General features: G+C 41.4%; 16 protein-coding genes and 1 pseudogene. All 17 read left to right on the plus strand.

Annotated features, from left to right (window positions below):
* Positions 1 to 3 precede the first annotated feature (3 nt).
* On the plus strand, positions 4 to 1,038 hold the full coding sequence (locus tag DW694_RS03225) for an alcohol dehydrogenase (protein WP_015524494.1): 1,035 nt from the start codon (positions 4 to 6) through the stop codon (positions 1,036 to 1,038).
* A 27-nt stretch (positions 1,039 to 1,065) separates the two neighbouring features.
* On the plus strand, positions 1,066 to 1,428 hold the full coding sequence (locus DW694_RS03230; protein WP_110102986.1) for a hypothetical protein: 363 nt from the start codon (positions 1,066 to 1,068) through the stop codon (positions 1,426 to 1,428).
* Positions 1,429 to 2,159: 731 nt separating this feature from the next.
* Positions 2,160 to 2,627 carry a DUF6075 family protein gene (locus tag DW694_RS03240; RefSeq protein WP_117548357.1) on the plus strand — a complete coding sequence of 156 codons (468 nt, stop codon included), beginning with the start codon at positions 2,160 to 2,162 and terminating at the stop codon, positions 2,625 to 2,627.
* Complete coding sequence (locus DW694_RS16825) at positions 2,614 to 2,778, plus strand: hypothetical protein (protein WP_166462287.1); 165 nt, start codon at positions 2,614 to 2,616, stop codon at positions 2,776 to 2,778. The genes DW694_RS03240 and DW694_RS16825 overlap by 14 nt, the downstream gene beginning before the upstream one ends.
* Before the next feature lie 15 nt (positions 2,779 to 2,793).
* The gene (locus tag DW694_RS03245; protein ID WP_096241086.1) at positions 2,794 to 3,570 is read left to right on the plus strand and encodes an AAA family ATPase; all 777 of its coding nucleotides are present in this window, start codon (positions 2,794 to 2,796) and stop codon (positions 3,568 to 3,570) included.
* On the plus strand, positions 3,563 to 4,468 hold the full coding sequence (locus tag DW694_RS03250) for a ParB/RepB/Spo0J family partition protein (RefSeq protein WP_117548358.1): 906 nt from the start codon (positions 3,563 to 3,565) through the stop codon (positions 4,466 to 4,468). The genes DW694_RS03245 and DW694_RS03250 overlap by 8 nt, the downstream gene beginning before the upstream one ends.
* A gap of 13 nt (positions 4,469 to 4,481) precedes the next feature.
* Positions 4,482 to 5,624 (plus strand): DUF6017 domain-containing protein, encoded by a 1,143-nt coding sequence (locus DW694_RS03255; RefSeq protein WP_353615793.1) that lies wholly within the window; start codon positions 4,482 to 4,484, stop codon positions 5,622 to 5,624.
* Positions 5,625 to 5,630: 6 nt separating this feature from the next.
* Positions 5,631 to 5,969 (plus strand): DUF6050 family protein, encoded by a 339-nt coding sequence (locus DW694_RS03260; protein WP_117494604.1) that lies wholly within the window; start codon positions 5,631 to 5,633, stop codon positions 5,967 to 5,969.
* 109 nt (positions 5,970 to 6,078) lie between these two features.
* Positions 6,079 to 6,435: a helix-turn-helix transcriptional regulator gene (locus tag DW694_RS03265; RefSeq protein WP_083864366.1), complete on the plus strand. Its 357-nt coding sequence runs from the start codon at positions 6,079 to 6,081 to the stop codon at positions 6,433 to 6,435.
* A 126-nt stretch (positions 6,436 to 6,561) separates the two neighbouring features.
* Positions 6,562 to 6,711, plus strand: a complete 150-nt coding sequence (locus tag DW694_RS16830) for a hypothetical protein (RefSeq protein WP_004612798.1) — start codon at positions 6,562 to 6,564, stop codon at positions 6,709 to 6,711.
* Positions 6,712 to 6,880: 169 nt separating this feature from the next.
* Complete coding sequence (locus DW694_RS03270) at positions 6,881 to 7,516, plus strand: sigma-70 family RNA polymerase sigma factor (RefSeq protein WP_118408418.1); 636 nt, start codon at positions 6,881 to 6,883, stop codon at positions 7,514 to 7,516.
* A 3-nt stretch (positions 7,517 to 7,519) separates the two neighbouring features.
* Positions 7,520 to 7,942, plus strand: coding sequence for a sigma-70 family RNA polymerase sigma factor (locus tag DW694_RS03275; RefSeq protein ID WP_005338497.1), 423 nt, complete (start codon positions 7,520 to 7,522; stop codon positions 7,940 to 7,942).
* Positions 7,943 to 8,349: 407 nt separating this feature from the next.
* On the plus strand, positions 8,350 to 14,331 hold the full coding sequence (locus tag DW694_RS03280) for a SpaA isopeptide-forming pilin-related protein (RefSeq protein WP_118752531.1): 5,982 nt from the start codon (positions 8,350 to 8,352) through the stop codon (positions 14,329 to 14,331).
* A gap of 100 nt (positions 14,332 to 14,431) precedes the next feature.
* Entirely contained in the window at positions 14,432 to 14,584 is a 153-nt protein-coding gene (locus DW694_RS16835) for a hypothetical protein (RefSeq protein ID WP_004612794.1), read from the plus strand.
* Positions 14,585 to 14,623: 39 nt separating this feature from the next.
* Positions 14,624 to 15,139 carry a PcfB family protein gene (locus DW694_RS03285; RefSeq protein WP_117548360.1) on the plus strand — a complete coding sequence of 172 codons (516 nt, stop codon included), beginning with the start codon at positions 14,624 to 14,626 and terminating at the stop codon, positions 15,137 to 15,139.
* 89 nt (positions 15,140 to 15,228) lie between these two features.
* Positions 15,229 to 17,031: a VirD4-like conjugal transfer protein, CD1115 family gene (locus DW694_RS03290; RefSeq protein ID WP_353615794.1), complete on the plus strand. Its 1,803-nt coding sequence runs from the start codon at positions 15,229 to 15,231 to the stop codon at positions 17,029 to 17,031.
* A 135-nt stretch (positions 17,032 to 17,166) separates the two neighbouring features.
* Positions 17,167 to 17,295: pseudogene (locus DW694_RS03295) on the plus strand (Maff2 family mobile element protein); the annotation flags it as partial.
* Between the last annotated feature and the right edge of the window lie 29 nt (positions 17,296 to 17,324).

Consider the following 17,324-nt stretch of genomic DNA (forward strand, 5'->3'; position numbering starts at 1 on the left):
ATAATGCTGACTTATACATATGTTTCAAAGGGAAAATTTGAACTAATGGAAAAACCGAAACCAGTGCTCATGCATGAACGAGATGCCATTGTAAAGGTGACACTGGCCAGCATCTGTTCCAGTGACCTGCATATTAAACACGGAAGTGTTCCGCGTGCAGTCCCGGGAATTACAGTTGGCCATGAGATGGTAGGTATTGTTGAGGCAGTCGGTTCTAAGGTGACGCATGTAAAACCGGGAGACCGGGTGACTGTAAATGTAGAAACCTTTTGCGGAGAGTGTTTTTTCTGTAAGAAAGGATATGTAAACAATTGTACCGACAAGAATGGTGGCTGGGCACTTGGCTGTCGTATCGATGGGGGACAGGCAGAATATGTCCGGGTTCCTTTTGCAGATCAGGGATTGAATAAAATCCCGGAAGGTGTTACGGACAGACAGGCTTTACTGGTAGGAGATGTTCTTGCTACTGGTTATTGGGCAGCACGTATTTCTGAAATCACAGAGGAAGATACTGTACTAATCATTGGAGCCGGTCCAACGGGAATATGTACTTTACTTAGTGTTATGCTGAAAAATCCAGCGAAGATCATTATATGTGAAAAGGACGAGACACGTATTCGCTTTATTAATGAGCATTATCCGGAGATTCTTACTGTTTCACCGGAAGACTGTAAAGAGTTTGTTAAGACTAATAGTGAGCATGGTGGAGCTGATGCAGTCCTTGAAGTTGCCGGAGCAGAATCGACATTTAAACTGGCGTGGGAATGTGCCCGACCAAATGCAATCGTGACAGTGGTTGCGCTTTACGATAAAGCGCAGATGTTACCACTCCCAGATATGTATGGTAAAAATCTCACTTTTAAAACAGGTGGAGTGGATGGCTGCGATTGCGAAGAAATTCTGAAGCTGATATCAGAAGGTAAGATCAACACGGAACCGCTGATTACGCATACATATCCGTTAAACAGGATTGAAGAGGCATATGAATTGTTCGAAAATAAGAGAGATGGTGTGATTAAAGTAGCAGTGGAATGCTGAGAAACAGGTACGGGAGGCTGAACAATAGTGAGTTTATCACAAGTAATTTTACCCGTGATCATAATGCTTATTATTGGGATAATCTGCAGAGAGAAAAAACTGATCCGCCCAGAGGGAATTGAAGGACTTCAGGCATTGGTTATGAATTTTACACTTCTAATCTCATTGTTTTATACTTTTTATCGGGCAAGTATTAAAGCAGATACTGTGATATTTCCAGTTACCTTCTTCGGAGTGACCGCAGGTGGGATTTTTGCAGGAAGGCTGCTTTGTAAACTTGTAAAAGAAAAGGATATCTATTTTCCCTTTACACTGACAGGATATGAGGCTGGAATGCTGGGATATGCTTTGTTTGGTATTCTGCTTGGAAATGATAAGATCACGCAATAACTTGCTTAATCTTGCCCCATTTTGCCAAGATGGCAGCTAAAACACACATTTCACAAATCCCCGAAATCCATTGCAAAACAGGGCATTTCCGGGCAAATCAAGGAGAAATAAAACAATGATAAAAATATTTTTCATCTGCCACGGCAGAACTCCATGACTACTCGCAATCCTCGGAATAATGGGGCAAACTGGGGCATAATTTGGCGTCCGCCGGGGGTGAGACTACCAGGAGACTACAAATAAACGACTTTAAATTCGGGAATGTAGGGGCAATCGTTAATCGGGTATATATTGTATGCACCCCTTGCTGATAATCGTTAATCGGGTTCTACCAGGTGACTACTACACTTCAAAATTAAAAGTTTTCTTTCCATAATATATGGATTTGTTCTCTTGCACCGCCCATGTGGAGACTGTGGTGTTGCTACAAAGGAAAAATATGTAGAAATCCTTGAATTTACGCACTTTGTGGAGTTTTTCAGTTTCAGAAAAATAGGTGAAAATCACAAAGAAAAGAGCCTTGTGAAGAAAGTAACCGTTGTTGTTGCGTTAGACCTCGAGACGGGGAACACAAAGAATCTTGAATATGAAAATGAATAGAGAGCTATCAGATTATTGATAGATTATAGGGATACTTGTCAAAAGCGGGTGTCCCTATTTTTTATAGGGCATTCCAGAAATGGAGTGTCTTTTTTATACCAAAATATTAAAAATTCAGGAGGAAAACGAAAATGACAAACACAGCGTTAAGAGCAGAGAATAGCAATTCTCGCACAATTACTTTCAAGAGTAGGGAACACGAAAAATTTTATGAGGAATATCTGAAAAAATGCAGATATCAGGATGTCTACCATCGGGCTTTGATTTATTGCCTGGGTATCGACAGAGACACAAGAGATAATGTGAATAAAATCTATAATTTTAAAACTGGATGTGTAAAAACGGAATGCCTGCAGGAAGGGTGGCAGACCAGTGGAAGTTTACGAATTGTCCGTATGGCATTTAACCTGTATTGTAATGGAACACCAAGCGTCGGAGATTACGAAGCAGAAGAAGATCAGTTGAAAGAATGTCAGTGTTATACCGTAGAGGATCTGTTTTGCTGTGGATATGCCCGGTATTTCTGGGAAGCTATTAAAATCCGTTATCCAGAGTATTGCTTTTACAAAGACTGGGAGGATATATATGCTGAAAATTAGATTACAGGGTACTTTGAGGGACATTCAATGGTTTCGACGTATTTTGGAAAATCATAAGGAATTGGATGTCCTGGAAGTATCTGATGCTTATGCAAATAAAGGAACAAGTAAATATTTTCGTGTTTATGTAGAAGTAGAAGAAAAACAGTAAATCGGAGGAAGGTATATGTGTAAAGTAATTGCTATTGCAAATCAGAAGGGCGGAGTAGCCAAAACAACGACAACCATCAATCTGGGAGCCGGACTGACAAAGAATGGGAAAAAAGTAGTGCTGGTAGATGCAGATCCGCAGGGACATCTGACAATGGGAATGGGATTTCCCAAAAATCTCAAAGTGACTTTAAAGAGTATGATGGAAAATATCATCATGGGACTGGAGTTTGATCCAAAGGAAGCAGTCTTGCACCATGAAGAAGGGATGGATCTGATTCCGTCCAATAAATTGCTTGCCGGAATGGATATGTCCTTATTTACTGTTGAGGATAGGGAAAAAGTACTGAAAGAGTATCTGGAACTATTGAAAGATGAATATGATTATATTCTGATTGACTGTATGCCATCATTGGGAATGTTGACAATCAATGCGTTGAGTGCAGCGGACAGCGTTCTGATTCCGGTACAGCCACAATATTATGCGGCGGATGGACTTATGGAATTACTGAAAGTGGTAAAAGGAATCCATCAGAGGTTTAATCCGGAATTGCAGATAGAAGGTATTTTGTTCACAATGGATAATTGCCGTTACAATAATGCAAAGAGAAACAAACAGGCAATTAAAACTACATATGGAAATGACATTAAGATTTTTGAGCAGACGATTCCGAGAACGGAAAGTCTTGCAGAAACAGCATCTGAAGGTGTAAGTATATTTGCTTATGATGGAAAAAGCAAAGGGGCAGACAGTTACAGAGAACTGGTTCAGGAGGTGTTGAAACATGCGTAGACCGAAAAAAGAGATTCAGCTTACCTCTTATGATGAGTTACTGGGATTAGAAGAATCACCGGAAAAGAGTATGAACCAGGTTGTGGAAATAGAACTGGAAAAGCTCTATCCTTTCAAAAATCATCCATTTCATGTAAGCGATGATGAAAAAATGGCTGAGACAGTAGAGAGTATTAAAAACTACGGTGTTTTAAATCCTGCTCTGGTAAGACCCCGATCAGAAGGTGGATATGAACTGATTTCAGGTCACAGGAGAAAAAGAGGCTGTGAACTGTGTGGCAAAACAACTATGCCGGTCCTTGTCCGAAACTATACAGATGATGAAGCTGTCATAATTATGGTCGATTCCAACATTCAGCGTGAAAATATTCTGCCAAGTGAAAAGGCCCATGCCTATAAGATGAAATATGATGCTATGAAGCACCAGGGAAGTAAAGGTGAAAAATATACGGCAGATATGGTTGGTGAAACAGCCGGGGACAGTGGAAGAACTGTGCAGAGATATATCCGTCTGGCTTCATTATCAGATGGATTATTGGAATATGTGGACGATAATAAAATCCCTATGATAGTGGGAGAAAAATTGTCTTATCTGAAACCACAGGAACAGGAATGGCTTCTGGAAGGAATTGTCAACAGTAATATCTTTCCGACAAAACAACAGGCAGAACAATTAAAGGAATGCAGTGCAAATGGAAAATTAAATCAGGGTTATATCTATGCCGTTTTATTGAAAAAAGAAAACAGTAAAATCAATGTAACCATTCCGGCAAAAAGAATCGGCAATTATTTTCCAGAGACATATTCTAAAGAACAGATAGAAGAAGTTATTTTTATGCTTTTGGATAAATGGAAACAAAACAGAGAAGGAGTAGCAGATGCAGAAGATACAGTTTGATTATTTTACGGGAATGGAAGCGGAACAATATAGCTTTTATCGTGTCCCGAAAGTGCTGTTTACAGAACCATGCTTTAAAGCTCTTTCTTGTGAAGCAAAGGTATTATACGGTCTGATGCTGGACCGTATGAGCCTGAGCATTAAGAACCGATGGCTGGATTCAGAGGACAGAGTATATATTATTTTCACGGTGGAAGAAATTGCAGAGCTGATGAACTGTGGAACCCAAAAGGCAGTGAAGCTGGTAAAAGAGTTGGACAGTAATAATGGGATTGGACTGATTGAAAAGAAACGTCTGGGTCTGGGAAAGCCTAATGTTATTTATGTGAAAAATTTTATGCTCAGAGAAGTGCCAGACCAAAAGCCGATGGATAGCTGTGCAGATTTGCAATCAGAGCAGAAAAATTATAGAAAATGTGCAGATCTGCAATCTGAGCAGGGAAACCATGAAGAGTGTGCAAATCTGCAATCAGAAGCTGAGAATAGGGAAAAAACAGGCACTTTTCTGAATTGTGAAAATCATCATTCAGGAGTAGTGAAATCCACAATTCAGGATTGTGTGGAATCACAATTACAGAATGGTGAAAATCACAATTCAGGAATGATGAAAACCACAAATCAAGAATTTCCAGAATCACAATTCCAAAATTGTGAAAATCATCATTCAAGAATAGTGGAAATCACAAAACCAGAATATCCGAAATCACAATCTAATAATACTGATATTAACAAGACTGATATTAGTGAAACTGAGATAAATCAATCCTATCCAATCATATCAGGCAATCTGAAAAAGAAAAGAGATGTGATGGAGGAGATGCGGGCATATCGTGAAGTGATTCATGAAAACATAGATTATCAATATCATGCCAAAGAAGATGTGGATGAACTGGTAGAACTGATGATTGAAGTTATGATGATGCCGGAGGACAGTATGATTCGGATCGCAGGGACAGAAAAGCCAGTTGCTTTGGTGAAAAGCAGGTTTATGAAGCTGAATTATTCACATATCGAATATGTGCTGTTTTGTCTGAATCGAAATACGACCAAGGTTGGAAACATTAAAGCATATCTTTTGACTGCCCTGTATAATGCCCCGGCAACGATAAACAGCTATTATCAGGCAGAGGTTAATCACGATATGTATGGAGGATAAAGGAACATGAGAAATATGATAAAAAAAGTTATTGTTCCAGCACTGGTGATTGTTGTATTGTTTGCAGTGCTGAGACCGCTTTGTATCCAGGATGGGAAGTGCAATTATTTATTGCTGTTGCTACTGATGGGGATACCATTCGGAATTGGAAAAATGTGTGTCTGGATGGTTCCAAGAGGGTTTGACCTTGGAGGAACACTGGCAGTATGGATAATGAATTTTCTGATCGGAGGATTGATAGGAAGTGTCGTTCTTCTGGCAATGGTTGGACAGGCAATCATTTATCTTAGTGTTTTCTTGCTCACAGTTATTACAGGAATACATAAAATACCGAGAATAAAATGAAATAGATCTTTTGAAAAGCAGCTAAGACAAAATTAGCTGCTTTTTTTCTGGAAACTTTGCGACACAATGTCGTAAAGCTGGGATAAATTGCAGGAAAGGAGACACCGTATTGAGCAATCGTGCAATTTCCACAGAACTTATTGAATTGGGAGAACGGATCAGAAAACGCAGGCAGGAAATGAAGTTGTCACAGGAATCTTTTGCGGAAAAAGCAGGTATCAGTGTCAATACGGTCAGCAGGATAGAAGGAGGGCAAACGGCAATGTCTGTTGAGATTTTCAGGAAGATGATTGAGATCCTGGAAACAGATGCCAATATCCTGATGGGAAAAGAGAGGGACGATGCAGAAAAAAGAAAGCAGTTTGAGGAAGTATTTTATCGTATTCAGAAGATGGAATGGAAAGAGCAGAAAATTATCATGCAGACAATAGATTCACTGATAGAAAGTTTTAATGAGTACAGGTGAAATTTCACCATATATGGGGTGTAAAACAAAAAAACTCCCCATATATGCTAAGGATAATAGTTTTTTGTGCTGTTAAAATAGCAAACAGAGAGAAAGAGACAGAAACAAGGAAGGGAGACAGGATTGATGACCAGACAAGAAAATTTAATCTATCGGAAGCAGTGTCCCTATGATGCAATGGGAGACTATTCTGTTTTGATGGAAAATGAAAAGAACATAAAAACAGAAAGAAATGCAAAGAAGTCTGACCGGGACATCAGACGGAAAATAAAATAGAGGCTGCTGTAAATTAGCAGAAAGGGCAGTAAGGAAGTTTCAGGCTCTCGTTAAAAAAAACGGGTGTGCCGGAAGCTGTTTTTTACTGCCCTTTTGCCAGTAGATCAGTAATAATCCTATCCTTTCTGCTGATGGGCACCTGTTGCCAGCAGGCAGAAGGGTGGTAATCATGCTGACATTGCAGGAATTGAAACAGGTTGTAGGTAACAGGGAAGAAAGAAGAAAGGTTCCATCCGCCAGGTATTTAAGAGAAAACGATGTGGCAGTTGTAAAGCATAGACTGATAGATGGTGCGGAAATTATTGCGTATCAGACAGGATATGTTTTCTATTGTGCAGGTGATTATGGAACGGTTTTTTCTTTATTTACCTGTCGAGATTATGTATATGAAGCAGGAAGAAAAATAATAGTTGTTAAGGAAGATTTTTTTGATAATCAGCCCTGGTATGTGCGGTTGATATTAGAAGGTGAAGATCGGCTGTGCAGGAACAGGGAGGTACGAGAACATAATAATTGCATTTCATATAGCCATATTTCAGAAGGCTGGTGTGAATTGGTGGACAAAAGGCAGAATGTACTTGAAAAACTGATTATAGAAGAAGTTATTGGAGAATTCATGGATCTGCTGACTGACCGGCAGAGACAGGTGATCCATCAAATTTATTTTCAGCAACGGACACAAAGAGAAGTGTCACGGGTGTTTGGAATTACAGAACCGGCAGTATCAAAATGTATTTCACAGGCAAAGCAGAAAATGAGAAGAAATGCAGGCAGACTGATCGGAGTGCTTCAGAAGGGAGAATAAAAGATGCGTGGTAAAAAACCAAAGGAAAGACAACGGTATGTGCTGCGTGTAAATGAAACTCTCGTAGAAGTTACCAGAGACGTATATCTGGCATGGTACCAGTCAAGAAGAAAAGAAAGATACCAGCTTGAAAAAATGCAGAAAAATGGTGTATGCGGAATAGAAAAAGTAGGAGAAACGAGTTACAACAGTTATTTGCATATATTATCACCAGAAGAAATAGTCATCAGGGTGTCAGAAATACAAGAGCTGCAGGAAGCACTGAAATATTTGTCTGAAGAAGAAATGGAATTGATAAGACTATTATTTTTTGAAGAGTACACAGTTAAAAAAACAGCACAGTATTTCGGGTGTTGTACAAAGACAATCAGAAACAGGAAAAACAAAGTATTGCAGAAACTAAAAGACAGGCTGGAAACTTTGTAAATTTTTGCTGTTTCAAAAAATTTTCTAAAAAAATTTCAAACAGGTTAATTTTTGCCCTTTCACACATGCGGTTAGTGGAGGGGCAAATGTCTATTTTAATTCAAAACAATAAATTCCCTCCTAAAAGTGAACCTTGACAATTTCATATCAGCAGCAAGAGGATACCTGAATTTCCCAGCTACGCATCTGGCGGCGGGTATTCGGTGGCAACGTGAAGGGCAATGGATGAGAGGCACCCTTGGCAGGAATGATTACGAATTACCTCTTGCGGCTTAATAGCTCAATCCTGTTTTTATTTAAAAGTCAATCCAAGACACAAGGGAGGTGGTTTATATGATTGATTCATGCAGGTGTAAGCCTGAACGAAAGTGGAGTAAATTATCGAAGAAAGAGAGGACTCAGTCAAAATGAAAATGCGATTTAAAAGATTCTTGTCGGGATTTATGGCAGTTGCAACTTTGGCGTCTGTTATCGTTCAACCAGTCACGGTTTCTGCTTCTGAATTAGAACCGGAGACAACTTCATTTGAACAGCAATATCCGGAACTGCAGTATGTGCAGGATACTCTTGATGAAGATGAAATTGTGAAAGCAAAGGATATTGAGATTCCCTATGGAGAAGAATTTGAAGTGGAAGTCGATCTGTCCGGTATAGAGGGCGTGAATGAAAAAAAGGTGAAAGTTTTATTCCATGAAGCAAAGAGTGAAGCCGGTACAGATTTTGACGCACATACACCGGATACCTACAAAGCTGTCTATGCAGTAGAGCCAGTCAGCGGTCACCCAGCTTACAGAGTAAGCAGAAACATTACGGTAAAAGAGCCGGAAACAGAAGCACAGACAAAGAGTTCTTCTGAAAATACAGCTGGTGAAGGAAATGCCGGTGAAACAGAAGATTCCGGTAATGCGGATGAAGATGCTGATTCGGACGGGTCAAAAGAAATTGTAACTGATCTTACAGATGAGCAGGAAGTGACGACAGATGAAGAATCCGGTCTGGCTGTTTCAGAAGTAATGGATCAGGCAGCGGAGAACGGTATCGACCTTTATTCTATGGAAGAAGGAGAAGCGGTTACTTTCATGGCAACAGACATTGCAACACAGAGTACCAAGAAAGTTACAGTAACAAGAGGAACCTGTTATCAGTATTCGGATTACGGGTATGGAAGTTATCTGACTTACAAATATACGGTTCAGTTTGGTAATGTTTCTGCAACAGCATATTGCGTGGAGCCTTCTAAATCCAGTCCGGGAAGTGGTACTTATGATATTACAAAGCTCAGTGATGGTAAGAAGCTGGCAAAGGTTTGTTACTATGGCACAAAGGCTTCCGGTGATGAAGGATTTTTCACAGAGGAAAATGGATATGGAAACCTAAGTGCAGGTGCCAGATTTATTCTGGTACATCTGGCAGCATCTTATGCTAATGGTGGAGATTCTGCCTTTTCCGGTGCAAGCGGTACAGCAAAGACACTTGCAATGAAACTGTATAATTACTGTATTTCACAGCCGGAGATTCCAGATGTAGATATGAGTTTTTCTGATGCAGATGTGACAGCCTATGTAGATGGCAACAGCCAGAGAACAAAGGAAATCATTTTTAAAGCAGATGAACTGCAGAGTATCACAATGAAACTTCCAAGTGGTGTGAAACTTCACAACGTGACAACCGGAAAGACAAGCAAAGCTGGTGAAGCAGTGGAAATCAGTGGTGGAACCAAGTTTTACTTATCTGCACCTCTTACACAGGTACAGGATGTCGCAGGAAGCTGGTCGGCAACGATGAAAGGCAGTGTAACAAAAGATTATTCTGCATATAAGATCAGTACCGGATCTGGTTCACAGGACCTGGCCCTGGTATTTGGTGAAGGTGTTGATGATGAGAAATATGTGGACTTCAAAGTAACCTGGGTGCAGCACGCAAGTGTGAAGGTGATTAAAAAAGATGCAAAAGCAGACGCAAAGCTGTCTGGTGCAGTGTTTGGTTTATACAGTGATGCAAACTGTACAAAGCTGATCACAAAGTTACCGGCAACCGATGCGAACGGGGAATCGTCCGTACAGATCATTAAGACACAGGACACTGTATATCTGAAAGAGATTACAGCTCCGACAGGATACCGTATCAATGCAACTGCCTACAATGTAAAACTGGAAGTCAGCAAAACAACGACTGTGACTGTTCCGGATGAAGAACAGATGGGACAGCTGACTGTTTATAAAGAAGGTCAGGTTCTGACAGGTGCAGATGTCACCGAGAATGGAACAACATTTAAGTATGAGAAACGCAGACAGAAAGGTGCGATTTATGATGTGTATGCCGGAGCAGATATTAAAACTGCTTATGGTGCCAAGGTTTACAGCAAGGGTGATCTGGTCAAAGAGAATCTGACAACAGACTCGAATGGGGCAGTCATTCTGAAAAACCTGCATCTTGGTACATATATCATCAAAGAAAAACAGGCTCCGACCGGATTTTATAATGCCGGGGAAGAAAAGTCAGTCACTCTTTCTTATGCAGGACAGAATGTAGATGTTGTTTTTTCTGAGACAACTTTTACGAATGACAGACAGAAAGCAGAAGTAGTTGTGACAAAGCAGGATAAGGATACAGAAAATCCTCTGGATGGAGGAATTTTTGGACTTTATGCAGCCAGTGACATTAAAAATGCAGATGGAACGGTTGTTGTAAAGAAAGGCACTCTGATTGAGAAAGTGACAACTGGAAATGATGGAACGGCGAAGTTTACCGCAGATCTGCCGCTGGGATTTTCCTATGATGTAAAGGAAGTACAGGCTCCGGAAGGCTATCTGAGAAATGCGGATGATATCTATACGTTTACTTTTTCTTATACAAACGATAAGGAAGCGAAACTGACATTTAAGCATACCTTCAAAAACGAGCGTGTGACAGCAAAGATTTCCTTACAGAAGCAGGACAAAGAAACAAAGAAGGCTGTTCCACAGGGAGATGCTACTTTAGAAAAGGCAGTCTATGGACTATATGCCCGTGAGGATATTGTCCATCCGGATGGAGCAACTGGTGTGATCTACGAAGCGGGTGAGCAGGTTGCCACTCTTACAACAGATAAGAATGGACAGGCTTCTGTAGATGGATTATATCTTGGCAATTACTATGTAAAAGAGATTACTCCTCCAACGGGTTACCTGGCAGATGAAGAAGAACATGATCTGGTCTGCAACTATGAGGGTGATTTTGTAGCGGAAGTAAAACGTGACTGTCTGTCTCTGGAACAGGTAATGAAGCAGCCATTTGAAATCATCAAGGCAGCGAACAACGGAAAGACAGATGCCGATTTACTGAAAGGTGCAGGATTTACCGCTTATCTGGTATCTTCCCTGACAGTAAAAGAAGATGGCAGCTATGACTTTGGTTCTGCCAAGCCGGTAGTGATCGGGGAAAATGGTGCAACAGAGATCTTTACAGATGAGAAAGGGTATGCCCGCAGTATTGCGATTCCGTATGGAACTTACATCGTCCGTGAAACAACCACACCACATAATTACACTCCGGTCAATGATTTCATCGTACAGATTACAGAGAATCATCCGACTACACCGCAGGTATGGAGGGTGCTGCTTGACAAAGAGTTTGAAGCGAAGCTGAAGATTATCAAACAGGACGATGAGACAAAGAAAGCAGTCCTTCAGAAAAATACGGAGTTTAAGATTTTTAACCTGGATACAGAAAAGTATGTGGAGCAGGTAACAACGTATCCGACGACGGTAAAACACAAATCTTATTTTACAGATGAGCAGGGATACTTAATCCTTCCACAGAATCTGAAGATTGGACATTACCGTATTGAGGAAGTGAACGCACCTTATGGATATACGCTCAATGAGAATTACTATGAGGTAGATGTAGATTCCAATACAGCATATCAGATGGACGGAACTTCCGGCGATGTGATCATTGAGATCGCATACGAGAATCATCCGGTTAAGGGAGAACTGAACATCGTAAAACAGGGTGAGGTCTTAAATGGTTATAAAGATGACTTTACTTATCAGAAAGAAACTCTGGAGGGAGCAGTCTTTGAGGTATATGCTGCCGAAGATATTTATACAGCAGATTTCCAGAAAGATGATAATGGAAACCGTATCCTGGAGTATGCTTCTGGGGAACTGGTAGGAACTGTTACCACGGATAAGGATGGAAAGGCACAGATCGCTGACCTTCCACTTGGAACCTATAAGATTGTTGAAAAGACAGCACCAGAGGGCTTTGTGTTAAATGAAGAAGCACAGACAGTAACATTTGAATACAAAGACCAGAAAACACCAGTTATTGAGCAGACAGCAACCTTTGAGAATGACCGCCAGAAAGTGGAAGTGTCCGTAGTCAAACAGGATGCAGAGACAAAAACGGTTGTGGCGGGTGCAGAGTTTGGTATCTATGCAAAAGAAGATATTCTGGCACATGAAGAAGTGATTGTGAAGGCAGATACCTTACTTGGAAAAGCAGTCAGTGGGGAAGATGGAAAGGCAGTATTTGACGTTGACCTTCCATTTAGTACTTACTATATCAAAGAACTTGCAGCTCCGGCAGGGTATGTCTCTTCTTTTGAGACTTTGGAAGTGACTGCCAAATATCAGGGACAGGATGTGAAAATGGTAGAGCTGGAATCTGTATTTAAGAACCAGCCGACAAAAGTAACCTTTACGAAGTCCGATATTACGACAGGCGTGGAACTTTCCGGGGCAACGCTTACGGTGCTTGATAAGGATGGAAATGTGGTAGATACATGGAAGTCTGTAAAGGGTGAGGAACACTTGATTGAAAGACTCACAGCCCGGGAGACATATACTCTTCGTGAAGAAATGGCTCCTTATGGCTATCTGATGGCGGAAGAAGTTTCCTTTACTGTGGACGATACTGCTGAAATCCAGAAGGTAGAGATGAAAGATGCAGTGCCAACCGGAACACTTATCATCAATAAAAAAGGTGAGTTCCTGGAGAAAATATCTGCACTGGATTCCATTGGCGGATGGATGAAGCATCTGTTTGAATATCTTTCCGGTTCCCTGAAAGACGTTACTTTTGAGGTTTATGCCTTAGAAGATATAAAAGCGGCGGATGGTGAGAGTGAAGATTACTACAAAAAGGATGCACTGATAGCAACGATCACGACGGATGAAACAGGAGTGGCGAAACTGACAGACCTTCCTCTTGGCAAATACTGTGTCAAAGAGAAAGAGACAGCAAATGGATATGTCCTGGATGGAGAAGCTCGTGAAGTGGATCTGACTTACCGTGACCAGAATACCGCAGTTGTTACTTATTCTGCTGACTGGCAGAACAAACGCCAGAGAGCAGAAGTAAACGTGTTAAAGAAAGAAAAAGATTCCGACCGTGTACTGGAAGGGGCTGTATTTGCCCTGTGCAATAAAGAAAATATTGTCAATGCAAAGGGCGATGTGATCTTGAAAGCGGATACGGTTATTGAGGAGCAGGCTACGGATAAGGAAGGAAAACTGACCTTTACGGCAGATCTGCCACTTGGCTATACCTACTATGTGAAAGAAACTTCTCCGGCACCGGGATTTGCGACAACAGACCAGGTACAGGAATTTACTTTTGAATATGGTGGGGCAGATAAGGAAACACTGTCTTATGTGTTTACTTTTGAAGATGAGCCGACAACCGTAGAGTTTACCAAAACATCCCTGACAGACGGAAAGGAGATTGAGGGAGCAAAACTGAAAGTTACAGATGAGAGTGGAAACACTGTGGATGAATGGACTTCTGGTAAAGAACCACATATCATCAAAGAACTGACCGCTGGCAAGAAGTACACCATGACAGAAACACTTCCTGCGGACGGTTATGTGACAGCAGAGAGCATCACTTTTACGGTGGAAGATACCGGTGAAGTACAGAAGGTGGAAATGAAGGATGATGTGACAAAAGTGCAGATTTCCAAGACCGATATTTCCGGTAAGGAGCTGCCAGGAGCGAAACTGACGATCCTTGATAAAGATGGAAAGACCGTAGAAAGCTGGACATCTGAGAAAAAACCACACTATATTGAGATGCTTCCAATCGGGGAATATATCCTCCGTGAAGAAACTGCACCGGATGGTTATCTGGTTGCAGAAGATGTGAAGTTTACGGTCAAAGATACTGGAGAAATCCAGAAGGTTGTGATGAAGGATGAGGCGAAACCAGAGGAAACTCCAACAGAGACACCGACGGAAACACCAGAAACCACACCAACACCGGAGACAAAAACCACAGAAGAAACAAAGAAATCGACTTCACCAAAGACAGGAGATAATACACCGATTCTGTTCTGGATTCTGCTTGCAGGGGCTGGAATGGCTGGTCTTGGTGGAACAGTGATTCTTCGCAAAAAGAAGAAATAAGAGATCATAAGATTTCTTAGTAATGGATGAGGGCATTTATGGACACAGGATTCATAGATGCCCTTTTATAAAATTTCAAAAGAATTAGGGAGAAAAGAAGATGACAAAAACAGTATTGATCGTTGCTGCAGCTGCAGTATTTCTGGTATATGGATTTGTCCTTTGGTGCTGTATCAAAGTGGGGGCAGAATCAGAAAAAGAATATATGAAACTGGCAGAAAAGAGAGGAAAGGAGCAGCAATGTGATAAATGAGGATAAGACAGCAGTGAAAGAAGAAAGGGCGTGGTGTGATTGCAGGATGAAGTGAATGAGAAAACAGTCTCACTTTGTATCCGCTGCGGCAAGGTCACTGCCAACTTGCTGAAAGCTGCCATGGTAAAGGCTCTTGCAAAGATGGAGCAGGAGAAAAAACAGCAGGGACAGAAACAGCCCCAGAAGGAAAAGGAGGATAAGACCTATAAGGGAAAACAGAGTCTTGATAAGCTGATGAAGCAGAATGTACAGCTGTCCAACATTGAGATCACAGATGGAAACATCAAGTCTTTTGAACGGGTAGCAAAAAAGTACAGCATTGATTTCAGTCTGAAAAAAGATGTGACTGCTGACCCGCCAAGATATTATGTGTTCTTTAAGGCAAGAGATGCCGATGTGATGACTGCCGCTTTTAAGGAATATACAGGACAGACGTTGAATAAGGACAAAAAACCATCTGTGAGGAAGAAGTTACAGCAGGCAATCACCAAATCGCTTGCAAAGCACAGAGAACTGGAGAAAACAAAAGGAAAGGAGAAGGAGCCGTCATTATGAGCAGATTACAGAAATTGCTTGGTGTAGGAAAAGGATACCTGGAGAGGTTACCGCCGGTGGATGTACATAAGCTGCTTCGGATTGTTCTGATGAATCTTCCGTATATCGTGATCTTTTATGTGGGAAATAAGCTGGCATGGTTATATCAATACTGTGTGGGTGATTCCATGATAGAAAGACTGATGGTACTGGTCTTAAATTTCCAGATGGCATTCAGCAGGATTCTTCCAAGTATGCATAAAAATGAATTGCTGGTTGGGATTACAGGAGCCGTGGCGGTGAAGCTCTTGGTCTATATGAAAGGGAAAAATGCCAAAAAGTTCCGGCAGGGAGTGGAGTATGGTTCGGCAAGATGGGGGACGGCAAAAGACATTGCACCCTTTATCGACCCGGTATTTGAGAACAATATCCTGCTGACCATGACGGAACGGCTGACCATGAATGGCAGACCAAAGAATCCGAAATTTGCGAGGAACAAGAACGTGATTGTGATTGGCGGATCTGGCTCAGGAAAGACACGTTTTTATGTAAAACCCAACTTGATGCAGATGGGAAAATACATCAGTTATGTGGTCACGGACCCGAAAGGGACGATCATCATTGAGTGCGGAAAGATGCTGGTACGGCATGGATATAAAGTGAAAGTATTGAATACGATTAATTTTTCCAAGAGTATGCACTATAACCCCTTCCACTATATCCATTCAGAAAAGGATATTTTGAAACTGGTAAATACGATTATGGTGAACACGAAAGGGGAAGGCGAGAAGTCCAGTGAGGATTTCTGGACGAAAGCAGAGAGGCTTCTGTACTGTGCCCTGATCGGCTATATCTGGTATGAAGCACCGGAAGAAGAACAGAACTTTGCGACCCTGCTTGAGTTTATCAACGCTTCGGAAACAAGGGAAGATGATGAGACATTTAAAAATGCAGTAGATATGCTGTTTGAGGAACTGGAAAAGGAAGAACCGGAGCATTTTGCAGTACGTCAGTATAAGAAATATAAACTGGCGGCAGGAAAAACAGCAAAGAGTATTTTGATTTCCTGTGGTGCAAGGCTTGCACCGTTTGACATTGCAGAGCTTCGTGAGATCATGAGCTATGATGAGATGGAACTGGATATGGTAGGTGACCAGAGGACAGCACTGTTTATTATCATTTCTGATACGGATGATACTTTTAACTTTGTTGTGGCGATGATGTACAGCCAGTTATTCAACCTGTTATGTGACAGAGCGGACGATGTAGATCATGGAAGATTGCCATATCATGTCAGAATCCTCTGTGACGAGTTCGCAAATATCGGTCAGATTCCAAAGTTTGACAAGCTGATTGCCACCATTCGTAGCAGGGAAATCTCTGCATCCATTATCCTCCAGTCGCAGTCCCAGTTAAAGACAATCTACAAAGATGCAGCTGAAACAATCTTAGGCAACTGCGACACGATGTTATTCCTTGGCGGTAAGGAAAGTTCGACCTTAAAGGAGATTTCCGAGACGCTGGGAAAAGAAACGATTGATTTATATAACACTTCGGACACCCGTGGACAGAGCCGTTCTTACGGGATGAACTATCAAAAAACAGGAAAGGAATTGATGAGCCGGGACGAACTTGCGGTCATGGATGGCAGCAAATGTATCTTGCAGCTTCGAGGTGTAAGACCATTTTTCAGTGACAAGTTCGATATTACCAAACACAAACGGTATAAGGAGCTGTCAGACTACGATAAGAAAAATGAGTTTGATGTGGAAGCGTATATGCGGCATCGGATGGAAGTGAAACTGACGAGGACACAGGAATTTGACCTGTATGAGTTTTCGGAAGAGAGTCTGGCAGGAGAATTAAATACAGAAAACAAGGAAGCAGAGCATGTGAAAGATTCGGACACATAGCTCTTTTTTCTTTGCCCTTTTGGGAGGTGATGGATTTGAGAGATCATGAAAGGCCACCCGTAAGGGCAGAGCCGGAAAAGACTTCTTAAAGATAGAAACCAGAGAAATACAGAGATTTGAAAGGAGACAACGAATATGGCGTTTTTTAATCAGGCAATCAATATTTTGCAGACACTTGTGGTGGCGATTGGAGCCGGACTTGCAGTATGGGGTGTTATTAACCTGTTAGAAGGATATGGAAACGACAACCCAGGTGCAAATGCTCATGTGCCGTAAAGTAACATAATGGCAAA

Origin of the sequence: Ruminococcus sp. AM26-12LB (genome assembly GCF_003480785.1) — a bacterium.
Classification (GTDB): domain Bacteria; phylum Bacillota; class Clostridia; order Lachnospirales; family Lachnospiraceae; genus Blautia_A; species Blautia_A fusiformis.